Source organism: Paenarthrobacter sp. NPDC056912, from assembly GCF_042786555.1.
Classification (GTDB): Bacteria; Actinomycetota; Actinomycetes; order Actinomycetales; family Micrococcaceae; genus Arthrobacter.
In genome coordinates, this window is the sequence record NZ_JBHUCD010000001.1 from 35759 (window position 1) to 60553 (window position 24795).

Consider the following 24795-nt stretch of genomic DNA (forward strand, 5'->3'; position numbering starts at 1 on the left):
CGCGTGGGATTGTCATCAAATGCCAACTCGGCGGAAGTGTTAAGAGGCCCAGTGACCGGAAACACGGCGTCCCGGCGGATATCGCTAGGATGGTGCTAGCCGTAAGCGGTCTACTCCAGGGTTACCAACCCACAGACGAATTCAGCATAGGAGTCACCATGCCCATTGCAACCCCAGAGATTTACTCCGAGATGATCGATCGTGCGAAGGCTGGCGGTTTCGCTTTCCCCGCGGTCAATGTGACGTCGTCGCAGACTCTGAATGCTGCGATCCGCGGTTTCGCCGAGGCCGAGTCCGATGGCATTATCCAGGTTTCCACCGGTGGGGCAGCCTACTGGTCCGGCGCTTCGGTCAAGGACATGGTGGCCGGTTCGCTCGGGTTCGCCGCGTTCGCCCGTGAGGTTGCCAAGAACTACAACGTCAACATCGCCCTGCACACGGACCACTGCCCGCAGGACAAGCTCGCGGATTTCGTTTTGCCGTTGCTGGCTGCTTCCGAGGAAGCGGTCAAGGCCGGCAAGGACCCGATCTTCAACTCGCACATGTGGGATGGTTCGCACGAGACCTTGTCGGAGAACCTGCGGATCGGCCGTGAACTGCTGGAGCGTGCCGCTGCTGCGAAGATCATCCTCGAGGTTGAAATCGGCACTGTTGGTGGCGAGGAAGACGGTGTGGAGAACGAGATCAACGAGAAGCTTTACACCACCACCGAGGATGCCCTGGCCACGATCGAGGCGCTGGGTGCGGGTGAGCACGGCCGCTACCTGACGGCGCTGACGTTCGGCAACGTGCATGGTGTGTACAAGCCGGGCAACGTGAAGCTCCGCCCGGAACTGCTTAAGCAGATCCAGGCCGAGGTTGGCGCGAAGATCGGCAAGGAAAACCCGTTTGATCTGGTCTTCCATGGTGGTTCGGGTTCCACGGAGCAGGAGATCGCGGACGCTGTTTCCTATGGTGTGATCAAGATGAACATCGACACCGACACGCAGTACGCGTTCACGCGTCCGGTGGCCGGTCACATGCTGGCCAACTACGACGGTGTTCTGAAGATCGACGGCGAGATGGGCAATAAGAAGACCTACGATCCCCGCGTCTGGGGCGCTTCGGCCGAGGCCGGCATGGCCGCGCGCATCGTCGAAGCAGCCCAGCAGCTCGGATCGGTCGGCAAGACCTTCTAATGTCCGACGAATTCCGGAAGAACCTGATGGGGCCGGAGCCCACGCTCCTGCCCGCCGAAACCGAGATCTACCAGCACCTTGCCCTCGGCAAGGAAGCCCTGGACCTCGTGGAAAAGAACCCCACGTCGTCGCTTCTCTGGGCGATCCTCGCGGAGGAAGCCTGGGCTGAAGGCCGGACCATCGAGTCCTACGCCTACGCCCGCGTTGGCTACCACCGCGGCCTGGATTCCCTGCGTCGCAACGGTTGGCGCGGCGTCGGTCCCATCCCGTGGGAGCACGAGCCGAACCAGGGCTTCCTGCGTGCGCTCTACGCGCTTGGCCGGGCTGCGTCCGCCATTGGCGAGGCCGAAGAGCCGGAGCGGATCGAGAAATTCCTGAACGACTCGGACCCGAAGGCCAAGGCAGCACTCGAAGCCCGCTAAAGCCTCAAAGCAAACAGCGACGGCGACCCTCACCGAAAAGGCGAGGGTCGCCGTCGTCGTTAGTCGCCCAAGTAGCTGGCATTAGTGGTTGTTATGAGCGCTCAGAACAACCACTAATGCGAGTCAGTTGGGTAGCCGGGGGCGGCCCAACGGGACCACCAGCGGCGTGTGCGTCACGGGGTCGTCGATGATCCGGCAGGCCATCCCGAACACTTCCTCCACCAAGGATTCGGTGATCACGGAAGCGGGCGCGCCTTCGGCCACCACCACACCGTCCTTCATGGCGATGATGTGATCGGCGTAGCGGCTGGCGTGGTTGAGGTCGTGCAGCACGGCAACCAGGGTGTGGCCCTTGTCCAGGTTGAGCTCGCGGAAGAGTTCCAGCAGCTCGATCTGGTGGGCGATGTCCAGGAAGGTGGTGGGCTCGTCGAGGAGCATCAGCGGGGTTTGCTGGGCGAGCACCATGGCCACCCACACGCGCTGCCGCTGGCCGCCGGACAGTTCATCCACCAGCCGCCCGGATAACGACGAAACGCCGGTGGCCTCCATGGCGTCAACAACTGCGGACTCGTCCTCCACACTCCACTGACGCAGGAGTTTCTGGTGCGGGTACCGGCCGCGGGCCACGAGGTCGGCCACGGTGATGCCGTCGGGCGCAATGGATGACTGTGGCAAGAGCCCGAGGCGCCGGGCGAGTTCCTTTGCCGGCAGGGATGTCACGGATTTCCCGTCCAGGAGCACCTGTCCGCTGCGGGGCTTGATGAGCCGGGCGAGGGCGCGCAGCAGCGTGGACTTGCCGCAGGCGTTGGGCCCGACGATCACCGTGAACTGGCCCTCGGGGATGCGCACGTTGAGGTTCTCGGAGATGATGCGCTGCTCGTAGCCGATGGTCAGTGCTTCGGCGTGTAGCTGCGGGGCAGCAGTGGTGAGGCTCATGATTTCCTTGCTTCCCTGGCCAGCAGCCAGACGAGGTAGATACCGCCGATGCACACCGTCACCACGCCCACCGGCAGCTGGATCGGGGCGAACAGGCGCTGCGCGGCGAGGTCGCTGGCGACCAGGAGGAACGCGCCCATCACCGCGGAGGGGACCAGCGTGATCCCGGCACTTCGTGTGAGCCGCCGGGCAAGTTGGGGCGCGGCGAGGGCCACGAACGCGATAGGGCCGGCGACAGCAGTCACGGCCGCAGTCAATGCGACGCCCAGGACCAGCAGCAGCAAACGGGTGGGTTCCGCCCGGACGCCCAAGGCGCGTGCGGCGTCGTCGCCCATTTCCAGCAACTGCATCCGGCGCGCGACGCCCAGCGTGGCCAAGCCAACCACAACAACCACGACGGCGGCAGGCGCCGCCTGCTCCCACGTGATGCCGTTGAGGGAACCGGCTCCCCAGACAGCTGCCGCCAAGGCGGCTTCGAGTTCTGCCTGCAGGATGAGCCAGTGGTTGAAAGCGGCCAGCATTGCACTGATGCCGATGCCCACGATGATGAGCCGGAAGCCTTGCGAACCGCGTCGGTAGGCGAGCAGATAGACGGCCAGGGCGGTGAGGATGCCGCCAACAAGGGCGCCTGTGGCCACGCCAAGGTACCCGCCACCAACGGTGAGCATCACGATCAGCGCACCGGTGTAGGCGCCCGTGTTGAAGCCGATGATGTCCGGGCTGCCGAGCGGGTTGCGGGTCATGGATTGGAAGATGCCTCCGCTCATGCCCAGTGCCGCGCCGAACACCAACGCCGCAAGCACACGGGGGAGCCGCCATTCCATCACGATGGTTTGCGCGAGTCCCGGGGCGTCGCCTGTGAAGGCTTGCAGCACCTGGGCCACGGTGACCTGGAAGTCCCCGGTGGCGAGGGAAACCACCGCCACGGCCAGGGATGCGAGGAGCAGCGGAACGCAGACGAGGATGCTGCGCACATCGAATCGCAGGCTCATCGAACGGTTGCGGACCACAGCAACAGGCCGGCCGAAGTCGATGGAGTCCAGGCGGCTCATAGCCCGCTCACCTTCCGGCGCCGCGCCAGCGCGATCAGCACGGGGGCACCAATGAACGCAGTCACTACGCCCACCTGCAGCTCACCCGGCGCGGCAACCCGGCCAACAACATCCGATACCAACAGCAGGATAGGGGAGAGGACCACGGTGGTGGCCATGATCCAGCGCTGATCCGGACCTACAATCCAGCGGGCCACATGAGGAATCATCAATCCCACAAAGCCGATGGCGCCCGCTCCCGCTGTTGCTGCGCCGCTCAGCAGCGTGATGGCCACTACGCCCATGATGCGCGTTCGGTTGACGTTGGCGCCCAGGGACGTGGCGAGGTCGTCACCCAGCGCCACGGCGTTGAGCCCGCGAACACAGAACAATGCGACCAGCAGCCCCACGGCCATGAACGGTGCCACGGTGGTAAATGCCTCCATGCTCCGGCTGTCCAGCGAACCGATGCTCCATGAACGAAGCTGGTCGAAGGCCTTGGGGTTGAGCAGGGTGAGTCCGGAGCCGATGCCCGTGAGGACCGCACCCAAGGCAACGCCGGCCAGGGTCAGGCGTATCGGATTCACGACGTTCCGGCCGGCCGTGCCGATCAGGTACACGGCCGCCGTCGTGAGGATGGCACCCACGAACGCAAACCAGATGTAGCCGCTCAGCGAGCCGATCCCGAACACGCCGATCGCAATGACAATCGCAAAGGACGCCCCCGCGTTGACGCCCAGGATGCCCGGATCTGCCAGCGGGTTCCGGGTGATGGCCTGGATGAGTGCTCCGGCCACGCCCAGGGCAACCCCCACCCCGATGCCCATCAGCGTGCGCGGCAACCGGTTTTGCAGGATGATCGCGTGATCCGCGGTGTCCTGCGGATTCGTGAATGCCTGAAGGACGGTGGAGGCCGGGATGAACTTGGCTCCGACCCCCAGGCTCAACATCACGGCACCGAGAAGTACTGCCGCGGCAAGGACCACGAAGAGGAAACGCCAGCGGGATTTACGCACGACGCCGGAACCTGCGGACGCGCTTTCGGCCTGCGGCGCGGCGGTTGGTGGCCCATCATCTTGTGGCTTTGGAGCGGGGGCCATCACTTGGGACACAACAGGGGACCATTCCGGAGAGAGGAGCAAGGAACAAGAACGCGGCGATTCCGTGACTGTCGTCACAACGTCACAGAAGCGTGCCTTAATTAGGTTAGCCTTACCCAGTGAAAAATGACGATTTTGAAGTACAGCCGCGTAAGGCCTCCCGCGTGCGAAACCTGGCCATGAAGGTGGCCGGAGCCGCCCTGGTCATGGGCCTCGTGGCAGGCTGCGGCGCCAGCGGTGGCTCAGGTTCTTCCGCCGGTAACGCCGATGTCGCCACCGGCGGTTCCAAGTTCACCACCGCTGACCAGGAAACTGCCAAGCTTGGCACGGACGCAGCTCCCGGCGTCTTCCCCCGCACGGTCAAGCACGCCAACGGCGAAACGGTCCTGGAGCAGAAGCCCAGCCGCGTGGTGGTCCTCGATACCGGCGAGCTCGACGACGTCGTGTCCCTCGGCGTAACTCCCGTGGGCATGGCAACCACCGAAGGTGCCAACCCGGTCCTCAGCTACCTCGCTGACAAGGTCAAGGACGTGCCCTCCATCGGCACCATCCAGAACCTCAACCTCGAGGCCATCGCCGCGCTGAAGCCGGACCTGATCCTGGGCAGCCAGCTTCGGGCTGACAAGCTGTACAAGCAGCTGTCCGCGATTGCTCCCACGGTCTTCAGCATCCGCCCGGGCTTCCCGTGGAAGGAGAACTTCCTCCTGGTGGGCAAGTCTCTGGGCGAGGAAGACAAGGCCGTGAAGGCCCTCAACGACTACCAGGCCGAAGCGGACGCCCTCAAAGCTGACGTGAAGGGCGATCCCAAGATCTCCCTGGTCCGGTTCCTCCCCGGCAAGATCCGCCTCTATGCGAACAAGTCGCTGATCGGCGTGATCCTGAAGGATGCTGGCCTGGCCCGCCCGGAGAACCAGAACATCGATGAGCTCGCCGCCGAGGTCTCGGCCGAGAACATCGAACAGGGCGATGCCGACTGGATCTTCTACAGCAGCTACGGCGAGCCCGCAGCTACCGGCGAAACCTCGGTTGTCGAAGGCGCTGTCTGGCCCAAGCTCAGCGCAGTCAAGGCCGGCCACGCCAAGGCCGTCAACGACGACGTGTGGTTCCTTGGCCTCGGTCCCACAGGCGCCCAGCTGATCCTCAAGGACCTCCGCAGCATGCTGGTCAGCTAACGCTAAAAGCCCAACAGAAGCACCCCAACGACGACGGCGGCCCCCACCGAAAGGTGAGGGCCGCCGTCGTTGGCTTGTTGCGGGGCCCGATCTGCGTGCTAACCCGGAGGTTTGGGGCGCAGAGCAGGCCTCACAACGGAGCAGTAATCAGGCCTTGCGCGGGATACCGGTGCGGGCCATGGCCTCGGCGTAGGCGCCGTGGATGGCGTCCAGGTATTCCTGCTGGCGGGCTGGGGTGCCGGCGAAGGAACGGCCACCCAGCGAGCGGACCTTGAAGGTCTTGAAGCCGCGGCGGGCGATGCTTGCCGGTGCGGCCTTCATGAGCTGGTCGGCGAGGCGGTGTGCCTCGTTGCCGTGTGCCACCAGGGCGGAAGTACGCGGCAGGAGCTGGAGGAGGCGCAGCAACGGCTTGAGGCCTTCGGTGATGTTGGCCGGCGTCAGCTTGCCCGGTTCCTCGTTGGGTTCGATCCACGGGTACGCGTTCCACGGCATCATGAGCTCGGGACGCAGGCCCAGCTGCCACTGCATGCCGAGCATGCGGGTGTGGGCTTCGTCGTCACCCGGGGTGATGAAACCCTCGCCGGTGTTGGTGCGCTGATTGGAGAAAAGGCTGACGATGCGGCAGTCATCCATGCTGTGGGCGGGGTCGATGTACAGGACCTCGCTGCCCGGCTTCTGCTCCTTGATGGAGTCGCACAGCCCGTTGACCTCGGCGATGTGCGGTTCGTAGCGGCGGTTCCAGAGGATTTCTTCAGGTGATTCAGTCGCCAGTTCTTGCATCAGGGGTTAGGTCTCCTAGGTGTTACAGCGCACCGTTCCAAGGGGCCGCGGGCATGCCGCAGCCGAACCTCAAAGGGTGCTGTTGGGGGCTAACTAACCTTACCGGACTATGGGCGGCAGTGGGTGCTGCTTCGGCGCGCCCCCGAATGCGACGCGGCGTGTTGCCCGGGAAACGTGTCGGGTGTCTCGACGTCGGCGGTCGACTCTCGACGCCGGTACGCGCCTTCCGGCATGATGCGGCCTATGGAGAAACACGAATCGTCCGCTGCCGCTGTGTCCGCGTTTGAAGGCCTTGGTGCTGATCTTGCCCAAGCCGGCGTTGTGCAGGGCAAGATGTTCGGCGCCAGCTCGCTGATGCTGGAGAAGAAGGCGATCGCATGCCTGAACGGAGACAGGGTGGTCTTCAAGCTCGGCCGGGACACTGACCACCACGCCCGCGCGTTGGCGCTGCCCGGGGCCGTTCTGTTCGATCCGTCCGGAATGAAACGCCCTTTCAAGGACTGGGTGGAAGTCCCTTTGGAATCGGCGGCGGAGTGGCCGGCGCTTGCCGAAGCGGCGCTGGCATTTGTGGCAGGAGGGTAGCCCTCACACGCAGGATCCGTGGCGACGAGCGCGATATCTTAATCCATTAGTGCAGGTCAACCCCGTTGACTTTGGCCCGGCCGGATGATGGGTTGGGGCTATTGGTTTGGGGGGCCTGTCCCAGGGACCCCCGCATCCTGGCACCGAACTTCGTTCGACAGCATCATCTACCGTGGGGGTAACAGTGGTTGCATCAACAGAAGCGTCACCGGAAACACAGCATCGTCCGGGCAAGGCTCCGAAAGTCAGGGCGATCCTGGCCGGTGGCCTCGTCCTTGGAGTAGGTGCGGCGGTGACTTTGGCCGCTTGGAACAGCTCCGAGTTCGCGCAAGGTACGTTCACTGCCGGCTCCTTCAACCTGCAGGGCAGCATCAACGGAACAACCTTCACGGAGAACCCTGTGGGTTCGCCGGCAACACTGGGGTTCACCACGAATCCTTCCAACTTGTCGCCCGGCGACGTGGTCACGGCCCCCTTCGCCGTCAGGTTGGATGGAGCGTCCACCTATGACGCCACTGTCACCCTGTCCACCGAGGCCTCCACAGGCTCGCTGGCCGGCCTGACCTACGAACTCACACAGTCGGAAGATTTTGGCTGCGCCGAGGCCGTCACGGAAACACTGGTCACCGCCGGACAAACGCTGGGATCGACGCCGGCAAGCATCACTTTCGACCTTGCCCAAGGAGCGGGCACCGACCCCGGAGCCCCAGTGAACCTGTGCTTCAGGGTCACTGCGGGGGCAGTTGTCCAAGCCCAAACAGGGTCCACCACCTGGGAATTCGCCGCACAATCGCAGTGATCCATGGGTGATCGACGAGCACATACCAAACGCGGTGTGGTGTTTCTCCGCATCCGTGCCCTCCTTGCCGGGGCCTTGGCGCTCGGGTTGGGCGGCTCAGTGACGCTGGCCTCGTGGACGGACAGCGATTTTTCCCGGGGATCGTTCGGGACCAGCGTCTTCGTGACCGAATCCAACGTCACAAAGCCCTATGACGCCCTGGGGGCGTGGGCCACCAATGACGTCTCTCCGGGCGCAGCGCTGGTGTTCAATGCCACCGCCATGAGTCCGGGCACGGTTGTCTATGCGCCGTTCGCCATCCGTACCAAGGCAACGTCAGTGGCCGGAGAAGTGGTCCTTGGGATTCCGGTGGTCACCAGCTCCGGTACCGGGACCGGTGACTTGGGCGCGGCGCTTCGATACCGGGTGGTGCGGTCGGCCGCCTGCGATGCGTCTGCCTTCACGGGCTCACCCGCCTTCGTGGTGGGCAGCGACGGCGCCAAAGCGTTCACGGTGGGCCAGGCGGCCGGCGTCGTGAATCCGTTGGCGGCGGCAACGGCCACGTTGCCCGGGGTGCCAACGCAATTCTGTTTCGAGGTCACGCTCCCGGCGGGCGCGGACAACGCGTTGCAGGGTAAAACGGCAACTGCGACCTGGCAGTTCACTGCCACCTCAAGCTCATGAAGCACCGTGCCACGCTCGCCGAGCAGCAGTCACCCCGCCGTGCACGCCCGCGTCGCCGTCAGCGGACCGTCAGCCGGCTGCGCGAGTTCGTGCTCAACGTCGCGGCGGTGGGCGGCGCGGTCTGCATTATTGCGGTCATCTGTGCGTTGCTGTTCCACATATCGCTGATCCTGTTCAAGACCGGCTCAATGTCGCCCGCCATCCCGGCGGGATCGCTGGCCGTGGTGCGTGAGATTCCTGCGAGCGAGATCCGGACCGGGGACGTTGTGACGGTCGACCGGCCGGGGAAGCTGCCCATCACGCACCTCGTTCAGACCATCGAGCCTGCCGACGGACCCGCACGGACCATCACCATGAAGGGAGACGCCAACGCCGACCCGGACCCTGCACCGTATGTCGTGGAACGTGTCCGGCTGGTCCTCTGGTCCGCGCCGGGGCTGGCGTATCCAGTGTCCGCGGCGTCGAGCCCCTTGGCTCTGGGCGCGGTGACTGTGGGGGTGGCCGCGCTGGTGACGTGGGTGTTATGGCCCCGGCGTCAGGGCGGCGAGGATGCGGCGTAGTTGGCGGGTTCCGCAGCGGCACTATGGGCGTGGGGTGCTGCTCGCCGCGCTCACAGTGCTGTCGGTGGGGATTGCGCCGGCCAACGCGGCCGCCCAGGACGGTCCAGCCGGCTGGTTGGAGCTCGACGCCGGTCCGGCCGGGGAAGTGCATCGGCTCACCCCGGGCGATCACGCGGATTGGGCTGTGTCTGTTGACGTGCCAGGGGAGGTAGCCACATCGCTGGCGGTCACGCTGGGGTCCGAGCCGCAGCCCGTGGGGGCCGCGGCGGGATCTGCTTCGGAAAATCTGGCCGATTTCCTTTCGGTAGGGCTCCGGGCGTGCGATCAACCGTGGGTCGGCAGCACATGTGGCCAAGGAGAACGGACTTTACTGACACCTGTGGCAGTGAATCTGGTGGAGGACCAGTGGATCAGCATGATGGAGCCTGGGACTTCCTGGTCTGCCGGTACCTATGTCCTGGTGTCTGCGAGCCTTGCTGAAGATGCTCCCCGGGAGATACAGGGGAGCAGGATGAACCTTTGGGTGGGGGTCCACGGTTCCGGCGATGAAGGTGGTGGCGGGGAAACGGGTCTCGCGAACAGCGGTTTCCGTCTGGGCGGTGCAGTTGTCCTGGGAGTGTTGGCAGTGGGTGCGGGCTTTGGCCTCGCGAGGCTACGGGGTGCCGGGACATGAAGAGGCGGCTTGCATTCCTTGGTGCCCTGGTCTTTCCCCTTGCTTTGCTCTTCCCGGGCTCCGGCCCCCTCCCGGTGACAGAAGCGGCGTGGCAGCGCGGCGAGTTTACCCGGGGGAACTTCGGGACGATCACGCTGCCGCCGGCGAGCTTGAATGGACCCTGCGAGTTCCATCCTGTTTTTCTGGGCGTTGGGGCGTATGTCAGGGTCTTCTGGAAACCGCCGGCGGGTTACCCGAACCTGACGGACGCAGTGATCGATGTCCACTTGATTACTGCGGGATCCGCCGTCACCACGTTGCAGGGTTATCCGGGAGTGGCCAATACGACGGGGACGTCGGCCGGCTATACAACGGACATTCCTGCCACCCTGCTCGGCGGCCTGTTGGGTTTCAACACGCAGTTCCAAGTGGATATCTACACCGCGGCCGCGGGTTGGAAATCCACGCCGGTGTCAGTCAGGGCGAATGCCGGGGTCATTGCGGGCATCGGGGGATCGTGTACCAACGTCGCCTGAGAACAAAACGTCACCTGCCCGTCGTCGTCCGGTGGTTGACACAAGGTATTCCGGTGCCATCGGCTAAACTTGGGTGGTAAGAGCCCCGAAACTCTTGCGTATGCCGCGCCTTACGGCAGGCTGCACCAGGTTAGCGTCGGGGCATTCTCATGTACGGCGTCGAGTCCTGGTCATCCGGCTGGGTCTCGCCCGAAAGAATGGGGGAGGATCCCATGCCCGCTATCGTGATCGTCGGAGCCCAGTGGGGCGACGAAGGCAAAGGCAAAGCAACCGATCTGCTCGGTGGTCGAGTTGACTACGTAGTCAAGCCCAACGGCGGTAACAACGCCGGGCACACCGTGGTTGTTGGCGGTGAGAAGTATGAGCTGAAGCTCCTTCCCGCGGGCATCCTGAGCCCCAACGCAATTCCCATTATCGGCAACGGTTGCGTGGTGAACCTCGAGGCCCTTTTCCAGGAAATCGACGGCCTTGAAGCCCGCGGCGCGGACACCTCCCGCCTGCGTGTTTCGGCCAACGCCCACCTTGTGGCCCCGTACCACCAGGTGCTGGATAAGGTCACCGAGCGTTTCCTCGGCAGCCGCGCCATTGGCACCACCGGCCGCGGCATCGGACCGGCGTACATGGACAAGGTGGCCCGCCTGGGCATCCGCGTCCAGGACGTCTTCGACGAGTCGATCCTCCGCCAGAAGGTGGAAGGTTCGCTGCGCCAGAAGAACGAGCTCCTGGTCAAGGTCTACAACCGCCGGGACATCGTGGCGGACGAGATCGTGGAGTACTTCCTGTCCTTCGCTGAGCGCCTGCGTCCGCTGGTCATCGACAGCACGCTTGTCCTGAACAACGCCTTGGATGAGGGCAAGGTTGTGCTCATGGAAGGCGGCCAGGCAACGTTCCTGGACGTTGACCACGGCACCTACCCGTTCGTCACCTCTTCCAACCCCACGGCCGGCGGCGCTTCTGTTGGCTCGGGCATTGGCCCCACCCGCATCTCGCGTTCCATCGGCATCATCAAGGCGTACACCACCCGTGTTGGCGCCGGCCCGTTCCCCACGGAGCTGTTCGACGAGATGGGTGTCTACCTGCAGAAGACCGGTGGCGAGTTCGGTGTGAACACCGGCCGTCCCCGCCGCTGTGGTTGGTACGACGCCGTCCTGGCCCGCCACGCTTCCCGCGTCAACGGCTTCACGGACTACTTCGTCACCAAGCTGGACGTCCTCACGGGCATCGAGCAGATCCCGGTCTGCGTCGCCTACGACGTTGACGGCGTCCGCCACGACGAAATGCCCATGACGCAGACCGAATTCCACCACGCGGTGCCGATCTTCGAGTACTTCGATGGATGGACCGAGGACATCACCGGCGCCCGCACCATGGAGGACCTCCCGGAGAACGCACGCAACTACGTGCTGGCCCTCGAGAAGCTTTCCGGCACGCGCTTCTCGGCAATCGGTGTTGGCCCGGACCGCGATCAGACGATTGTGGTCCACGACCTCATCAACGACTAGCTCTTACTGGCTTGCAGCGGCGGGTCACCCTGGTTCCTCACGGAACCGACGGGTGGCCCGCCGTTGTCGTTTCCGGCCTAACGACCCGGCTCGCTCGGCGGGAGGCTTGAGGGGAAGTCCTGGCGCGCCGACGAATGGTGTATTCGGCCACCCCCAGGTTTATGACCCAGGAGGCGCCCATGAGCACCGCCCGCATTGTCTCGTCTGTAGGACCTGCAACCAGCATCCATGACAGGATCACCAGGGCTTGCGTTCCGGCGCCCAGGGCGATTGCGTACGCACGGGTCATCCATGCGCCGTGGGTTGCGTAGTCCCGGCGTCGAATCGCAAAGAGACCCAGGATGATGCTCGCAACCATGGCGGAACCAAAGATCAGCCGAAGGACCAGAAGGGCCGGGCCGTCACCTTCCGGGAGGGTGTAGAACATGGACATCCACAGGCCGGATAAGGCAGCGAGCAAGCCGGCCGGCACCAGGATGCGTCCGGCCCTCCGGTGCCACGACCGCTTGCCGGGTCGAAGCGAGGGGGCGAACTGAAGTGCCCCGAGCAGGCTGTACACCGTGACTGTGATGATGTGGGTAACCACGGGGATGGGCGAACCGAAGAATCTGGCGTTTTGCGGAGTGACCGTTGCGCTGCCCGTCAATTCAGAGAGACGCGCCGCTCCGGCAATGACCGGGATGAGGCTGAGGACGATCAATGCCACAGGTGCCGCCCATTGTGCCCGGTAGCGGCCGCGGAAGGATGTGGCGGTTTTTTCTGTCATGGCTCTGGCCTGTCTTTCGAGGTGTACGGCGTACACCTTTATGATTGACAGGTTAGGTGTACGCTGTATACCTGTCAATCCCGGACCCCGGTCCTGGCGGTATTTTTCGGAAGGTAAGACACATGACTCAGCTGGCGGAGGCGGCCCGTCGCGTACCACTGAACCGTGGCCGGGTGCTGGACGCTGCGGTCACGCTCGCGGACGAGGTGGGTATCGAGGCACTGAGCATGCGCCGGCTCGCCCAGGAACTCGGCGTTGTTCCGATGGCGCTGTACAAGCACGTCGCAAACAAGGAAGAACTCCTCGACGGCATGGTGGACACCCTCGTCAGCGAGATCGATCCGCCCGCTGCGGATGCCCCTTGGAAGACTGCGGTCCGGCTCCGGGTGCTTTCGGCCAGGCGGGCTCTCCTGCGGCATCCCTGGGCCCGCCCCGTGATTGAGACCCGAACTACTGCGACGCCGGCCGTGCTCGGGTACATGGACGCATTCGTGGGAATGTTCCTGGCGGGTGGACTGTCCGTGGATCTCACGCACCATGTCATGCACGCCTTGGGCAGCCGGATGTGGGGCTTTACCCAAGAGGTCTTCGACGACTCGGCGGGACGGGACGCCAACGAACATCCGACCATCACGGTGGAGGCCCGGGCGGCCATGGCACGGCACATGGCCGGGAGCTACCCCAATCTCTTTCGGATCGCCTTGGCGGCAGCACATGACGACGAGTCAGTTGTCGGGAACGGCTGTGACGACCAATTCGAGTTCGAATTTGCCCTCGACCTGCTCCTGGATGGTTTCGAACGGCTCCACGAGCGGAATTGGACGAGCAAATGACCACAATGACCGATGATGGAATCGGGTTCCGATCCCGTCGCGGTCCCATCCTGATTGCTTTGATGCTCTCCACCGGCCTGGTGGCGATCGATGCCACCATTGTTGCCACGGCTGTGCCGTCAATTGTTGGGGACATTGGCGGATTTACCTCGTTCCCGTGGCTCTTTTCCGCCTACCTTTTGGCGCAGGCCGTCTCCGTGCCCGTCTACGCCAAGCTTTCCGACGTCCTGGGCCGCAAGCCGGTCATCCTCAGCGGCATCGGCCTTTTCCTGCTTGGATCGATCCTCTGCGGAGTTGCTTGGAGCATGCCGGCACTCATTGCCTTCCGGGTGCTTCAGGGTCTCGGGGCCGGTGCAGTCCAGCCTGTGGCGATCACCATTGCCGGCGATATCTACACGCTGGCTGAACGGGCAAAGGTACAGGGCTATCTGGCCAGCGTGTGGGCTGTTTCTTCTGTTGTGGGACCAACGCTGGGCGGCGTCTTCGCCTCACTGGGGATCTGGCGGGGGATCTTCCTCATCAACATTCCGCTGTGCCTTCTGGCTGGCTGGATGCTGATCCGTACGTTTCACGAGAGCATCGAGCGCACCAAGCACCGCATCGATTACCCGGGGGCGGCACTGCTCACCATTTCCTTGAGCCTGCTCATCCTTGGGGCGCTGGAGGGCGGTCAGGCCTGGGCCTGGAACTCACCGGTCAGCATCACCGTCTTTGCCGCGGGAGCCTTGGTGTTCGCCGTGTTTCTCCTGGTCGAGAGGAAGGCGGCGGAGCCCATCCTGCCGCCGTGGATCGTCTCCCGCCGGCTGCTGGCGACCACCGCTATGGTCGCCTTCGGTGTCGGCGCGGTCATGCTTGGCCTGACCTCCTATGTCCCCACGTTCCTTGAGGGCGCGCTTTCCACCTCGCCGCTTCTGGCTGGGCTCGCCTTGGCGGCTTTGACCTTAGGTTGGCCGATCAGTGCGTCCCAAGCCGGCCGGTTCTACCTCCGCATCGGGTTCCGGAGGACAGCCATCATCGGCATCCTGGTCACGGTCACCGGCACGGCTGTCCTTGCCCTGACGGCGTCATCGCCCAGCGTTCTCCTGGTTGCCATGGCGTGCTTCATCGTCGGACTCGGACTGGGGCTGGTGGCAACGCCGAGCCTCATTGCCGCCCAGACCAGTGTGGAATGGAACGAGCGGGGCGTTGTCACCGGAACCAACCTTTTTGCCCGATCGATTGGTAGCTCCATCGGTGTCGCCGTTTTCGGTGCGGTTGCCAACGCGATCTATGCCAACGGGCCAAGCGGTGGTCCCGATCCGCAAACTACCGTGCACGCCTCCATGGCCGTCTTCCTGGCCGTCCTTGTCAGTGCCGTCCTGACTGTTGCGGCGGTTCTTGCCATGCCGGCAGAGGGCAAGGCGGGCACTGCGGAACCGGCCAGGAAGCCCAGTTCGGAACCTGCGAGCGAGTAGTCTCGAACGCATGGAAGATCTGATCACCGGCACCCTGGAGAAGTTGTTTGAAGGAACGGTCTGGGCAGAGGGCCCTGTCTGGATTCCGCAGTCGCAGACGGTTCGCTGGAGCGACATCCCCAACAATCGGATCCTCGAGTTCAGCCCGGCTTCCGGTCTGACGCGCGAGTATGCCACCGCCGTCGAATACACCAACGGGCGGACTTTGGATCATGACGGCAGCGTGGTGCAGTGCAGCCACGGCCGACGCCGCGTTGAGAGGGACCACGACGGCGTAGTGACGGCAATCGTCGAATCGTTCGGTGAGCATCGGCTCAATTCGCCCAACGATGTTGTGGTGGCCGCGGACGGCACAGTGTGGTTCACGGATCCGCCCTACGGAATCCTCCCCGGAACAACCGAAGGCCACGAAGGCGAGCAGGAATACGAAGCCTGCCATGTTTTCCGATTCGACCCGTCAACGGAAGAGTTGGCTCCGGTGGTCAAGGACCTCATCCACCCCAACGGCTTGGCGTTCTCCTCGGATGAATCCTTGCTCTACGTGGCGGATACGGCTGGTCCAGGCCGGGGAGTGCCTTTCCGAATTGCTGTCTATCCGGTTGAAGGCGGCGCGTGCGGGGAAGGCAGGACTTTTGTTGAGCTTGAGGACGACGCGGCCTCGGACGGGTTCCGCGTTGACGTCCAGGGACGCGTCTGGACCTCCGCCGGGGCTTCGGTGCGCGTTTACGCCCCCGACGGCGGACTGCTGGCCGCCGTCGACGTTCCGGAGAGAGTCTCCAATCTCTGTTTTGGCGGCCCGGATGGCAGCGACCTTTACATCACCGCCACCACGAGCTTGTATCGACTGCGCACGTCCACCCGGGATGCCGCGGCCCGGTAGAAGGAAACGCTCATCACATCCCATGGACAACATCCGGGGGAGGGGAGCATGATAGTTAGCGGAGCTAATTAGCACTGCTAACTATTATCCCTACCTCAGGAGGCGCCTCCCAGTGACAGCGGCCAGCGCAACACCCGCCCCGGCGAGCAACCCACATCAGGAACCAGACGACATCCGGCCCGACATGCTGGCCATCGACCTCCGAACCGCAGTGATGCGGACATCCCGGAGACTTCGCATCGAAGCCACTGGAGACGTCATTACTCCCGGGCAGTACACGGTACTGGCCCATTTGAATGCCGGTTCGCAGACGCTCAGGGAACTGGCCGAGCGCGAGCACGTGCAGGCGCCCTCCATGACACGGATCGTCAATGCCCTGACCGACCAGGGTTTCGCCCAGAGGCAGCCCCATCCCGTGGACGGGCGGCAGGTCCACATCAGCATCACTCCCGCCGGGCAGGAAGTCCTGGCCGAAGCCCGCAGCCAACGGACCGCCTGGCTGGCCCGACGCGTTGCCGGACTCAGCGAGGAGGACCGACTGACGCTCAGCCGCGCCGCGCACATCATGCAGGAAATGAGTGCCAAATGACTGCGATGTTCCGCGCCTTGGAGAACCCCAACTACCGGCTATGGGCCGGCGGTGCCCTGGTGTCCAATATCGGCACGTGGATGCAGCGCGTCGCCCAGGACTGGCTGGTCCTGACTGTCCTCACGAACCACTCGGGAACGGCCGTCGGTATCACCACCGCGCTGCAGTTCCTGCCCATGCTGCTGCTGGGCCCCTACGCAGGCGTGCTGGCCGACCGCTACCGCAAGCGCGTGATCCTCCTCTGGACACAGACTGCCATGGGAATCTGCGGCTTACTGGTCGGGCTGCTGGTGGTCACGGGCGTGGCGCAATTGTGGCACGTTTACCTTGCAGCCCTCGCGCTCGGAGTTGCCGCAGCGATAGATGGCCCGGCCCGGCAGTCGTTCGTCTCCGAACTGGTGGGACCGGACAAAATCTCCAATGCCGTGGCGCTGAACTCCGCTTCCTTCAACAGTGCCCGCCTTACCGGCCCGGCCATCGCCGGTGTGCTGATTGCGTGGATCGGCACAGGTCCGGTGTTCCTGCTCAATGCGGCCAGCTTTGTCGCGGTCATTATTTCCCTTCTCCGCGTCAAGGTCTCCCAGCTTGAGCCGAGCATTCCAGTGGTTCGCGGCAAGCACCAGGTCACCGATGGCCTGCGGTATGTCCGCCAGCGCCCGGACCTTGTCCTCATCCTGGTCATGGTGGGGCTGCTGGGCGCTTTCGGCATGAACTTCCCTGTCACGAATTCGTTGATGTCCACTGCCGAATTCGGCATGGGTCCGGAGGAGTTTGGCCTCCTTGGCTCCATCATGGCCGTGGGGACCCTGGCCGGCGCCCTGCTCGCTGCCCGCCGCCAAGGTCCACGGTTGCGCTTCATGCTCGGTGGCGCCCTGAGCCTCGGCGCCTTCACCCTCCTGGCCAGCATTTCGCCAACATTCTGGATCTACGCCGCAGTCCTTGTCCCGGTGGGGCTGGCCTCCATCACGTTCCTGAACAGCTGCAACACCACCATCCAACTATCCGTCGAGCCCCAATTCCGGGGACGGGTGCTGGCCCTGTATCTGGCGATCCTGCAAGGCGGGACAGCGATTGGTGCTCCCCTGATGGGCTGGATCGGTACTGAATTTGGTGCTCGATGGGCCGTGGCCGTCGGCGGGGCCGTAGTACTCGGTACCGGCATAGCTTCGGTGATCCTGGTCAGCCGGCGCAGCCAGCGCACCATCCGTGAGCAAGTGCGCGGCGCCTGGCTGCGGAGGCGCGAAGCCCAAGCATCCTAGGGGTGCAACAAACGCAAGCGGACGACGACGGGAAGCACCCGCCGTCGTCCGCTTTTGTTGCAGCCACAACCGCAACGTAAGATTCTGTCGTCATCCACCATCCCGCACAGCAAAAGCACGACGGGCAACCCTGAAGGAACACCATGGAACTGCTGTGGGAAATCGCCGGTTGGACGGGAGCGGCCTTGATCCTGAGTGCCTACCTGTCAGTCTCCATGGGCTGGCTCAAAGCGGGAAGGCGCTTCCAGATCGCCAACCTGATCGGCGCCTGTACCTTCATCGCCAACGGTGCCCTTCACGAAGCGTGGCCTTCGGTGGTGACCAACATTGCGTGGTTCCTGATCTCCGCCGTCGCGCTGCTGCGCATGCGCTCGCAGAATGCGCCCTTGGCGGTAGACGAAGAACCCCAACTTCAGTTTCCCGGCGTCCCTGATACGACGGGGCAGATTGCCGTAGTGGAGGCAGTGACGGCCGCCGTCCACGGAGACGTCGAAGGGCGTGCGGCAGCATGCCAGGCCAGTCTCAGGGAAACGCACGCGGCAGGACCCGTGCGCGCTTAGGCGATACCCGGATACAGTTGCCGGCGGCTCGCGTCCGTTCTGGCACCGTTCCCTCCTTCATCAATATTTTCGATTTGGTTTCGCAGTTTTATTCGCTATGCAGATGCGCTTTTCGCAGTGAGAATGAATTAACCGTCACAGAAAATGGCCACAGCGACAGCCATTCCGGGGCTCCCAACGACGGGAGCCCCGATGCACGCTGTGACAATTCGCCAAAGAGGAGATCCACATGACAAGCCAAGAGGTTGAGGTCCTCGTCGTCGGCGCAGGTCAGGCCGGAGTTGCGATGAGCGAGCACCTGAGCGAGCGCGGAATATCGCACCTGGTCCTGGAGCGGCACAGGATCGCCGAGCGCTGGCGCACCATGAGGTGGGACTCGCTGGTGGCGAATGGCCCGGCATGGCATGACCGCTTTCCGGGACTGGAATTCACGGACGTCGAGCCCGGCGAATTCCCCTCGAAAGAACAGGTGGCAGACTACTTCGTCGCCTACGCAGAAAAGATCGGCGCACCCATCCGCTGCGGCGTTGAGGTGCAGTCCGTCCGCAGGAACGTCGGCACGCCGGGCTTCCAGGTGGAGACCTCCGACGGCGAGTTCAAGGCCCGCTACGTGGTGGCAGCAACCGGACCTTTCCAGCGGCCGGTGATCCCCGCCGTCGTGCCTGAAACCGCTGACTTGGTCCAGATGCACTCCAGCTCATACCGCAACCCTGGCCAACTGCCCGAAGGTGCCGTGCTGGTTGTTGGCGCGGGATCGTCAGGTGTCCAGATCGCGGCCGAAATCCAGCGCTCGGGCCGTCAGGTCTTCCTCTCGGTCGGACCCCATGACAGGCCGCCGCGGAACTATCGCGGACGTGACTTCTGCTGGTGGCTGGGAGTGCTCGGCAAGTGGGACGCTTCAACGCCCGCAGCGGGTGCGGAGCACGTCACCATCGCCGTGAGTGGAGCCGATGGCGGCCACACGGTGGACTTTCGGGCCCTCGCGGAGAGCGGCATCAAGCTGGTGGGACGGACCACGGCGTTCGACAACGGGACCATGCGCTTCGCCGGGGACCTTCGAGACAACATCGAGAACGGCGACGCCCACTACCTTGAGCTGCTCGACGAGGCTGACGCCTACATTGAGCGCAACGGTCTGGACCTCCCGGACGAGCCGGAAGCCCGCCTCCTGCGCCCCGACCCCGAGAGCCTCACCAACCCCATCCGTGAGCTCGACCTCGCCGGAGCCGGAGTTGCCTCAATCGTGTGGGCCACTGGATTCGCCGTGGATTACAGCTGGCTGCAGGTGGATGCTTTCGATGAGAAAGGCAAGCCGCTGCAGCAACGCGGAGTGTCCACCGAGCCGGGGGTCTATTTCCTCGGATTGCCGTGGCAGTCGCGCCGTGGATCAAGCTTCATTTGGGGCGTCTGGCACGACGCCAAGTACGTCGCTGACCAGATCACCATCCAGCGGAGCTACCTGGACCACAACCAGCAGCACGCACTGGTGACGAGCGGCGCTGTCTAACCCTCCATGCTCTGAGCCTCCACGGCAAAAGGGACCATGCCACAGCGGCATGGTCCCTTTTGCTGTGCGGGACGTTTGGCTGTGGTTCCGCACAAAAAAGCCCGACGTCGGCACTCGCGTGAGTGCCGCCGTCGGGCCTTGCGGGGTTGTTGACTCAGTCCAGCCCTGCCAGTGACTTCGCTGAAAGAGCCGACTCCATCCTTTGCGGGTCAAGCAGCCCGCGCTCAAGCACAAGTTCTGCAATGCCGCGGTGTGAAGCGAGAGCTTCCTTGGCGAGTTCGGCGGCAGCCGCGTATCCGATCAAAGGCGCCAAGCCGGTGACGACGCTGATCGAGTCAAGCATGCGCTGCTGCAACACCTGGGTGTTCGCCGTGATGCCGTCCACGCAGTGGGTCCGGAGCTGGCGGCAGGCCACTGTCAGCCACGCAATCGACTCCAGCAGGGAATCAGCGATGACCGGTTCGAACGCATTGAGCTGGAGCTGCCCGGCCTCCACAGCCATGGTCACGGTCGCATCCGCGCCGATGACGCGGAAGGCAACCTGGTTGACCATCTCGGGGATGACCGGGTTGACCTTGCCGGGCATGATGGATGACCCCGCCTGGACTGCCGGGAGGAAGATCTCCGCGAAGCCCGTCTGCGGGCCCGAGGACAGCAGCCGGAGATCGTTGCAGATCTTGGACAGCTTCACTGCCGCCCTCTTGAGCACACCGGAAACGAGCATGAACACGCCGGTGTCGCTGGTGGCCTCCACGAGGTTGGTCGCCGAGATGAGTTCCAAGCCGGTCACTGAACTGAGCTCGCTGATGACAGCTGCACGGTACGCCGGGGGAGCCGTGATGCCTGTCCCGATGGCCGTGGCTCCCAGGTTGGATTCGCGCAGGTGCGGCAAGAGTTCCAAAAGCCGGTTCCCATCCTCACGCAGGGTCTCCGCGAACGCCCCGAACTCCTGTCCCATGGACATGGGGACAGCGTCCTGGAGTTGGGTGCGGCCCACCTTGATGATGCCGGCGAACTCGGCAGCTTTGGCATCGAAGGCCCGGATAAGCCTGCCGTGTTCGGCGCAGAACTCCGAGATTTCCCGCTGCAGGGCGATCTTGATGGCCGTCGGGTAGACGTCGTTGGTGGACTGGCTGCGGTTCACATCGTCAATGGGATGCAGTGCGGCGTAGGCGCCCCTGGCGTGACCCATGAGTTCAAGGGCACGGTTGGCTATGACCTCGTTGGCGTTCATGTTGGTACTGGTCCCGGCTCCGCCTTGGATGGTGTCCACGACGAACTGCTCGTCAAGGAGCCCGTCCATGACTTCCAGGGAAGCCTGTTGGATGGCAGCGGACTTCCCCGGGTCCAGGAGGCCCAGGCCCTCATTGGCGCGGGCCGCCGCGCACTTCACGGCACCCAGTCCCCAAACCAGGGAACGCAGGGTGCCGATGGTTCGTCCGCTGACCGGGAAATTGTCTACTGCCCGCAGCGTGCTGATGCCCCAATAGGAAGCCTCCGGGACATCGGCGTCCCCGAGGCTGTCGTGCTCGCGCCGCGATCCGGGGATGGGGGCGGGAGCGGAAGGTTGATCTGTCATGGTCCTGTTCCGTAGAAGTCCGGCTACTCCGCCAGGTAATCCAGCGCCGTAAGCGCCAAGGCGGCTGCGCCGTCGTGAATCGCCAGGTTGGCTGCCTCGCCAACGCAATGCGCGGCGAACTCCGGCTGGTGGTTGGCTGCAGGGAAGCAGCCGAGCCCTATATAGGGATGAATGGCCGGAACCAGCTGGGAAACATTGCCCATGTCGGTGGAGGCCCGGTTCATGGTGGCCTGCTCCGGCGGTGCGTTGAAGTCCCTGCCGAGCGATTCTGCATGGCCCACGTAAAGCTCCAGTGCTCGCAGGTCCGTGCGGAACTCCGAGTATGGCTCTGATTCCGGGGTTACTGACAACTCGCAGCCCGACGCCACAGCACCGGCTTCAAAGCAGCGGTGGACACGTTCTTCGAGCTTGCCCAACTGGGCGAGCGACTCGGCGCGGACGTACCAGCGGCCTTCTGTCTTCTCCGGGATGGCATTGGGTGCTTCGCCGCCGCGGGTTTGGATGCCGTGGACGCGGGTGCCGGGGGGGAGCTGCTGACGGAGAAGTCCCAAGGCCACCTGGGCAACAATGAATGCATCGTTGGCGTTCACGCCCTGGTCCGGATAAGCCGCAGCATGGGCAGATTTGCCCCGGTACTCCACGTGGTTGTGGGCCACGGCGTAGGGGCGGGCTTCTGCGGAATCGACCGGGCTGGGGTGGACCATCATGGCAAGGTCCAGCCCCAGGAACGCGCCCTTTTTGAGCAGCTCGATCTTTCCGCCGCCGCCTTCCTCGGCCGGCGTTCCGTAGAGTTCCACGGTCAGGTCACGCTCGGCGGCAAATTCAGCCAGGGCAACCGCCGCGCCGCAGGAGACTGCGGTGATGATGTTGTGGCCGCAAGCGTGGCCCAAGCCCGGCAGTGCGTCGTACTCGGCCATGAGCCCAACGCGCCGCGTGCCTGTTCCGAACACGGCACGGATGGCCGTGGGAAAGCCCAGGTATTCACGTTCCACCTTGAAGCCGTGGCCGGCCAGGTAGTCGGCGGTCCATGCTGCGGCGCGGTGCTCCTGCCACCCGAGTTCCGGGTTGGCGTGGAGAGTTTCCGAGAGGCCGATCAGGGAGGCCTGCCGGGACGTCACGGCCTCCAGAACCCGCGCACGTTGAACCGCCGGGCTGGTGGTGGTTGCCTGCTCAGCGCTCATCGCCGGCCACCCCGTAACCGACGGAAGCTGCGGGGTCGAGCCCGCGAATCACATAGTCCTGCCGCTGCGGAAGCCACACGTTCAGCAATTGACCGAGTTCTGCGATGGGGTCCTCATGCCAGTCCACACGCAGGTCCGTGTCCCTCCATCCATGGCCGGAAACCACGGAGATGCCGGCCGAGCGCACTGGCCCGGCCTCGCCGCCGGCAGCTTCGGCCGCTTGGAGGGCGGCCATGAGGCGCACTTCGAGCTCGCCTGCTTCTGACTCAAAGGCGTCGCAGAGGGCCTGCGCGACACCTGGATGAGCCAGCATATTGCCTGCCGCCACGCTTTGGGGACCGCGGCCTTCGCCGAACACGCCCAATGTATGCGCCCCGCTAAACACAGCGGACCCGCCGGTTGCGTCCAGGACCACCAGTTGCCGGTAGTCCACCGCGGGCGATTCCTGCACGACGGCGTCAATCGCCTCTTGCGCGGAATAGCCCGCTTGGAGCCGGTCAAGCAGCGCGGAGCCAAGCCTCGGATCGGTGATGTTCTGCGAACTGACGGCGCCGACGCCGTCGCGAAGGTGCGCGCAGCGTGCGGCAACCGCGGGCGAAGATGAGGAGACGGCTATGCCAAACCTGCCGTGGCCGTCCGTGGCGGCAACGCTGAACGTCACTGCTGTCCCTCCGTGGAGAGCACTGCTGTGGCATCAATTTCCACGAGCCATTCCGGGCGGGCAAGTGCTTGGACAACGATTCCGGTGGACACCGGGAAAACGCCCTTGAGCCAGCGCCCCATGGTGCGGTAGACGGTTTCGCGGTAGCGCGGATCGATGAGGTAGACCGTCACCTTGACGATGTCTTCGAGGCTGCTGCCGGCCTCTTTGAGCAGCATGTCGATGTTGGCCATGGCCTTTTCCGTCTGTGCCTCGACGTCGCCGATGCCCACTGATTCCCGGGTGTCGAGGTCTTGTCCGATCTGGCCCCGAAGATACACAACGCCATTGGCCACCACGGCCTGGCAGAGATCGTTGTCCAGGTTCTGCTCGGGGTAGGTGTCCTTCGTATTAAACGTGCGGATACGCTGGTGCTTCACTTGGCAGCTGCCTTTCGGTCGGGGTTTGTAGCGGATGCTTGTAACCTTCAGCTTCCGTGGGCGGCCTGAATCTGTCCAACAGTTCTTTTAGAACGATTGCATCGGCATTTCAGATGAAAGGTGTATTCTCGTCGAATGGACGTAACCCTGACGCAACTGCGCTACTTCGTCGAAGCGGCGGCGCAGCTCTCCATGACCGGCGCGGCCCTCCGCCTGAATGTGGCGCAGTCCGCGGTGTCGGCCGCCATTGCGCAGTTGGAGCGGCATGTCGGCACCCAGTTCTTCATCAGGCAGCGCTCCAAGGGCTTGGTCCTCACGCCCGCGGGAGAGCTTTTTGTGCGCGACGCGCAGGCCATCCTGGCCCAGGTCGAGGAGAGCATCGACCATGCACGTGGTGAACACCAGAGCGTTGCCGGGCGCATCCGCATTGCCTGCTTCAGCACCTTGGCGCCGTTCCTGCTCCCGGGAGTCCTGACCAAGCTCAGGGAGGACCACCCTGCCCTCGAAACAGAGGTCATCGAAACCGACACCCCCGGCTGCATCAATGCGTTGCTCAGCGGTCAGGCGGATGTGGCCCTGTGCTATGACCTGGACCTGCCGGACGCAATCGCTAGTTCCGTGGTGGATACGGTCCGCCCCTATGTGGCCCTTCCGCCCGACCATAAGCTCGCCGGGGCGGCGAACGTGCAGTTGTCGGCACTGGCCGGTGAGGCTTTCGTGCTGCTGGATTTGCCGCATACCCGCGACCTCATGCTGTCCATTGCGAGGTTGGGCGGCCGGGAGCCGGACGTTCGTTTCCGCTCGGGAAGCTATGAAACGGTCCGTACTTTCGTGGCCCGGGGACTCGGGTATTCGATTCTTCACCAGCGCCCGCAGCACCAGTTGACGTACGACGGCGGCCAGCTGGCTACCGTGGAAATCCGCGACGAAGTGCCGGAGCTGAAGACGGTCCTGGCCCACCTGAAATCGCACCGCCCTACCGCCCGGGTGCGGGCCGTGGCGCAGGCTGTCAGGCATCAGATCGTCGCTGCGCGCGCGGCACGCGCCTGATTCAAGTACATCTGCTGAATAGATGCACTTAGTGTTAAAAATCTATTCGACAGATCGAGTAGTCGCGTCCGAAAATGGTTATACCAGCAAACGGGCGTGACCCAAGTCACGTGTTCTGGTGGCGCAGCCCCCGGTCGGTCAACG

Annotated in this window: 27 protein-coding genes; 18 read left to right on the forward strand and 9 right to left on the reverse strand. The window is 64.1% G+C overall.

The window, feature by feature from the left end:
• The first annotated feature begins 158 nt into the window (after positions 1-158).
• Together fbaA and ACFRJ9_RS00195 are read left to right on the forward strand one after the other, a co-directional pair.
• Positions 159-1178, forward strand: a complete 1020-nt coding sequence (gene fbaA / locus ACFRJ9_RS00190; protein ID WP_377663213.1) for a class II fructose-bisphosphate aldolase — start codon at positions 159-161, stop codon at positions 1176-1178.
• On the forward strand, positions 1178-1600 hold the full coding sequence (locus tag ACFRJ9_RS00195) for a DUF3151 domain-containing protein (protein WP_159705111.1): 423 nt from the start codon (positions 1178-1180) through the stop codon (positions 1598-1600). The genes fbaA and ACFRJ9_RS00195 overlap by 1 nt, the downstream gene beginning before the upstream one ends.
• Before the next feature lie 123 nt (positions 1601-1723).
• Here ACFRJ9_RS00195 and ACFRJ9_RS00200 read toward each other — a convergent pair whose 3' ends face one another.
• Genes ACFRJ9_RS00200 through ACFRJ9_RS00210 form a run of 3 tightly spaced genes read right to left on the reverse strand, consistent with a single transcriptional unit; the run spans position 1724 to position 4667 of the window.
• Positions 1724-2536 (reverse strand): ABC transporter ATP-binding protein, encoded by an 813-nt coding sequence (locus ACFRJ9_RS00200; protein WP_377663214.1) that lies wholly within the window; start codon positions 2534-2536, stop codon positions 1724-1726.
• Entirely contained in the window at positions 2533-3588 is a 1056-nt protein-coding gene (gene fepG / locus ACFRJ9_RS00205; protein ID WP_377663215.1) for an iron-enterobactin ABC transporter permease, read from the reverse strand. Before fepG ends, ACFRJ9_RS00200 begins: the two co-directional genes overlap by 4 nt.
• Positions 3585-4667: an iron chelate uptake ABC transporter family permease subunit gene (locus ACFRJ9_RS00210; protein WP_377663843.1), complete on the reverse strand. Its 1083-nt coding sequence runs from the start codon at positions 4665-4667 to the stop codon at positions 3585-3587. The genes fepG and ACFRJ9_RS00210 overlap by 4 nt, the downstream gene beginning before the upstream one ends.
• 179 nt (positions 4668-4846) lie before the next feature.
• Here ACFRJ9_RS00210 and ACFRJ9_RS00215 point away from each other — a divergent pair, with 179 nt between their 5' ends.
• A complete protein-coding gene (locus ACFRJ9_RS00215; protein ID WP_377663845.1) occupies positions 4847-5839 on the forward strand; it encodes an ABC transporter substrate-binding protein in 993 nt (330 codons plus the stop codon).
• Between the two features lie 147 nt (positions 5840-5986).
• On the opposite strand, the gene ACFRJ9_RS00220 is transcribed toward ACFRJ9_RS00215, so the two are convergent.
• Positions 5987-6619: a uracil-DNA glycosylase gene (locus tag ACFRJ9_RS00220; protein WP_377663216.1), complete on the reverse strand. Its 633-nt coding sequence runs from the start codon at positions 6617-6619 to the stop codon at positions 5987-5989.
• 243 nt (positions 6620-6862) lie between these two features.
• On the opposite strand from ACFRJ9_RS00220, the gene ACFRJ9_RS00225 reads away from it, so the two are divergent.
• The 7 genes from ACFRJ9_RS00225 (at position 6863) to ACFRJ9_RS00255 (ending at position 11913) form a co-directional block, all read left to right on the forward strand.
• Positions 6863-7201 (forward strand): hypothetical protein, encoded by a 339-nt coding sequence (locus tag ACFRJ9_RS00225; RefSeq protein ID WP_377663217.1) that lies wholly within the window; start codon positions 6863-6865, stop codon positions 7199-7201.
• A gap of 184 nt (positions 7202-7385) precedes the next feature.
• Positions 7386-8000: a SipW-dependent-type signal peptide-containing protein gene (locus ACFRJ9_RS00230; RefSeq protein WP_377663218.1), complete on the forward strand. Its 615-nt coding sequence runs from the start codon at positions 7386-7388 to the stop codon at positions 7998-8000.
• A gap of 36 nt (positions 8001-8036) precedes the next feature.
• Complete coding sequence (locus ACFRJ9_RS00235) at positions 8037-8663, forward strand: SipW-dependent-type signal peptide-containing protein (RefSeq protein WP_377663219.1); 627 nt, start codon at positions 8037-8039, stop codon at positions 8661-8663.
• Positions 8660-9223, forward strand: coding sequence for a signal peptidase I (locus tag ACFRJ9_RS00240; RefSeq protein WP_377663220.1), 564 nt, complete (start codon positions 8660-8662; stop codon positions 9221-9223). The genes ACFRJ9_RS00235 and ACFRJ9_RS00240 overlap by 4 nt, the downstream gene beginning before the upstream one ends.
• The gene (locus ACFRJ9_RS00245) at positions 9213-9896 is read left to right on the forward strand and encodes a hypothetical protein (RefSeq protein WP_377663221.1); all 684 of its coding nucleotides are present in this window, start codon (positions 9213-9215) and stop codon (positions 9894-9896) included. Before ACFRJ9_RS00240 ends, ACFRJ9_RS00245 begins: the two co-directional genes overlap by 11 nt.
• Complete coding sequence (locus ACFRJ9_RS00250; protein WP_377663222.1) at positions 9893-10411, forward strand: hypothetical protein; 519 nt, start codon at positions 9893-9895, stop codon at positions 10409-10411. Before ACFRJ9_RS00245 ends, ACFRJ9_RS00250 begins: the two co-directional genes overlap by 4 nt.
• A 212-nt stretch (positions 10412-10623) precedes the next feature.
• A complete protein-coding gene (locus tag ACFRJ9_RS00255; protein ID WP_377663223.1) occupies positions 10624-11913 on the forward strand; it encodes an adenylosuccinate synthase in 1290 nt (429 codons plus the stop codon).
• A gap of 37 nt (positions 11914-11950) precedes the next feature.
• Here the strand turns inward: ACFRJ9_RS00255 and ACFRJ9_RS00260 are convergent, their stop codons facing one another.
• Positions 11951-12679 (reverse strand): DUF2306 domain-containing protein, encoded by a 729-nt coding sequence (locus ACFRJ9_RS00260; protein WP_377663224.1) that lies wholly within the window; start codon positions 12677-12679, stop codon positions 11951-11953.
• Between the two features lie 122 nt (positions 12680-12801).
• On the opposite strand from ACFRJ9_RS00260, the gene ACFRJ9_RS00265 reads away from it, so the two are divergent.
• From ACFRJ9_RS00265 to ACFRJ9_RS00295, 7 genes are all read left to right on the forward strand, one after another.
• Complete coding sequence (locus ACFRJ9_RS00265) at positions 12802-13512, forward strand: TetR/AcrR family transcriptional regulator C-terminal domain-containing protein (protein ID WP_377663225.1); 711 nt, start codon at positions 12802-12804, stop codon at positions 13510-13512.
• A complete protein-coding gene (locus ACFRJ9_RS00270) occupies positions 13509-14966 on the forward strand; it encodes an MFS transporter (protein ID WP_377663226.1) in 1458 nt (485 codons plus the stop codon). Before ACFRJ9_RS00265 ends, ACFRJ9_RS00270 begins: the two co-directional genes overlap by 4 nt.
• 10 nt (positions 14967-14976) lie before the next feature.
• Positions 14977-15846: an SMP-30/gluconolactonase/LRE family protein gene (locus tag ACFRJ9_RS00275; protein ID WP_377663227.1), complete on the forward strand. Its 870-nt coding sequence runs from the start codon at positions 14977-14979 to the stop codon at positions 15844-15846.
• A 184-nt stretch (positions 15847-16030) separates the two neighbouring features.
• Positions 16031-16435 (forward strand): MarR family winged helix-turn-helix transcriptional regulator, encoded by a 405-nt coding sequence (locus tag ACFRJ9_RS00280; protein ID WP_377663847.1) that lies wholly within the window; start codon positions 16031-16033, stop codon positions 16433-16435.
• Complete coding sequence (locus tag ACFRJ9_RS00285) at positions 16432-17694, forward strand: MFS transporter (protein ID WP_377663228.1); 1263 nt, start codon at positions 16432-16434, stop codon at positions 17692-17694. The genes ACFRJ9_RS00280 and ACFRJ9_RS00285 overlap by 4 nt, the downstream gene beginning before the upstream one ends.
• A 143-nt stretch (positions 17695-17837) precedes the next feature.
• Positions 17838-18254 carry a hypothetical protein gene (locus ACFRJ9_RS00290; RefSeq protein ID WP_377663229.1) on the forward strand — a complete coding sequence of 139 codons (417 nt, stop codon included), beginning with the start codon at positions 17838-17840 and terminating at the stop codon, positions 18252-18254.
• 229 nt (positions 18255-18483) lie between these two features.
• The gene (locus tag ACFRJ9_RS00295) at positions 18484-19761 is read left to right on the forward strand and encodes a flavin-containing monooxygenase (protein WP_377663230.1); all 1278 of its coding nucleotides are present in this window, start codon (positions 18484-18486) and stop codon (positions 19759-19761) included.
• 154 nt (positions 19762-19915) lie between these two features.
• On the opposite strand, the gene ACFRJ9_RS00300 is transcribed toward ACFRJ9_RS00295, so the two are convergent.
• From ACFRJ9_RS00300 to ACFRJ9_RS00315, 4 genes are read right to left on the reverse strand one after another with little or no spacing between them, the layout of a single operon-like run.
• A complete protein-coding gene (locus tag ACFRJ9_RS00300; protein WP_377663231.1) occupies positions 19916-21340 on the reverse strand; it encodes an aspartate ammonia-lyase in 1425 nt (474 codons plus the stop codon).
• Positions 21341-21363: 23 nt separating this feature from the next.
• Positions 21364-22521, reverse strand: a complete 1158-nt coding sequence (locus tag ACFRJ9_RS00305; RefSeq protein ID WP_377663232.1) for a M20 family metallopeptidase — start codon at positions 22519-22521, stop codon at positions 21364-21366.
• Complete coding sequence (locus tag ACFRJ9_RS00310) at positions 22511-23182, reverse strand: DUF1028 domain-containing protein (protein WP_377663233.1); 672 nt, start codon at positions 23180-23182, stop codon at positions 22511-22513. The genes ACFRJ9_RS00305 and ACFRJ9_RS00310 overlap by 11 nt, the downstream gene beginning before the upstream one ends.
• Positions 23179-23601: a RidA family protein gene (locus ACFRJ9_RS00315; protein WP_377663234.1), complete on the reverse strand. Its 423-nt coding sequence runs from the start codon at positions 23599-23601 to the stop codon at positions 23179-23181. Before ACFRJ9_RS00315 ends, ACFRJ9_RS00310 begins: the two co-directional genes overlap by 4 nt.
• A 135-nt stretch (positions 23602-23736) precedes the next feature.
• Here ACFRJ9_RS00315 and ACFRJ9_RS00320 point away from each other — a divergent pair, with 135 nt between their 5' ends.
• Positions 23737-24651: a LysR substrate-binding domain-containing protein gene (locus ACFRJ9_RS00320; RefSeq protein WP_377663235.1), complete on the forward strand. Its 915-nt coding sequence runs from the start codon at positions 23737-23739 to the stop codon at positions 24649-24651.
• The last annotated feature ends 144 nt before the right edge of the window (positions 24652-24795 follow it).